2 protein-coding genes are annotated in these 1289 nt (G+C 59.2%); both read right to left on the bottom strand.

The genetic code is table 11. The annotated features are described in order from the left end of the window. A partial coding sequence (locus JF66_RS18035) for a hypothetical protein (RefSeq protein ID WP_156109905.1) occupies nucleotides 1–706 on the bottom strand: 706 nt, incomplete at its 3' end. Between the two features lie 414 nt (nucleotides 707–1120). Beyond that, nucleotides 1121–1289, bottom strand: a 169-nt coding sequence (locus JF66_RS25430; RefSeq protein WP_156109904.1) for a GNAT family N-acetyltransferase, incomplete at its 5' end; no start/stop codon positions are given.

Genomic DNA, 1289 nt, shown 5'->3' with positions numbered 1-1289 from the left:
TTTCTGCCGTATCTTGAGCCTCGGTGAGATTCCACGCATAGTTCGAGGTGCGAAAGAGTCCGCCCCCTTCAGCGATGTATAGGGAGCCGGCGATGCCGGTCGCCGCGACTACGACGATTATGGCAATACGTTTGCTACCATGGGGGCTTTTGTTCACGGGTACGAGACCGGTAGAACGCCGCTGACGCAAATAGCGGATTAGGAGAAGTCCACCGCTGATTGCTGCCGCAACCCAAACCATGATTTGCACAACAAATAATTGGGTGTTATCTGGGTCCAGCGGCCACCGTGGCAGCCAGACCATTTCCAGGGCCGCTCCGAAGGGAACGACGAGACCAGCGAGTAACGCTCCCAGTCCGCGGCCGCGCGCCCCCACACCGACAAGTCCCAACCCGGGCCCGAGTGCCAGGGCGATAAGTGACCAGTAGGACAATTCAAGTGCGTAACTGGTGAATGGCTCTCCTCGGAGCCATGAGTCGGTGGCGAAGTAAGTAGTGCAGGCGGCGAGTTCAGCGAGGATGCCGGTCAGGATTGCTGTACGCCAGGTACCACCGATCCAGCCACCGAGCACCATTATTCCGGCCCATGCCCAACCGGAGTTGAACACGAAAGTGAGCACAGACGCCCATTCATTCGTCACCGATGACAGAATCCCCAAGCCGCCGCCGGCTGCAAGAGCGCAGACCACTTTCATCCAGCTGGACACCCCACAACTCTAAGCCATACCCAGTACGAAGGCGACGGCCGGCGTAGACGAGACATCTCCTCACCTTCGCACGCTTTGGTACGCGGCGATAGGAGTCGCGCGGATGCCGTCACAAGATGGGAGTCCAGCCGAAGAAAGCGGCGTTCGGCCGCAACGTCCCAGTAGCCGGACCTCCAACGCGACGAATTCGCGGCCTCTCCACTCGATCGCCAAGGGCGCCGATGCTGTGTCACATGGGAACCCCTAACGGGCGCTCTAGGGTTGCTGGGATTCCCAGCGAGTTTCACCATCCTTCTTCGATGAGGTCGCGTGTAAGGCTTGATTTTGCGCCACCTTCATGGAGGCCTGATGATCGGGATGAATGTGCGCTGTGAGGCGGCAGACTCCGTTTGATCGCAACCAGGCGACCATCGCTTAAGCGGCCTCAGAAGCGATTCCTCGCCCTTGCCAGTCGGGTGAAATGACCCAAGCGATGTCGGCCACGAGATTCGACCCGTCGTCTTCGACGGTTGCCTGTACGAACCCCACCGGTTTTCCTATGTCTCGCTCAATGACAACCCAGTTTAGCCACCACTGCGAACCA

It is taken from the genome of Cryobacterium sp. MLB-32 (genome assembly GCF_000738085.1).
Classification (GTDB): domain Bacteria; phylum Actinomycetota; class Actinomycetes; order Actinomycetales; family Microbacteriaceae; genus Cryobacterium.
The sequence above is the reverse complement of the archived record's forward strand: the minus strand, read 5'-3'. Positions and strand labels throughout refer to the sequence as shown.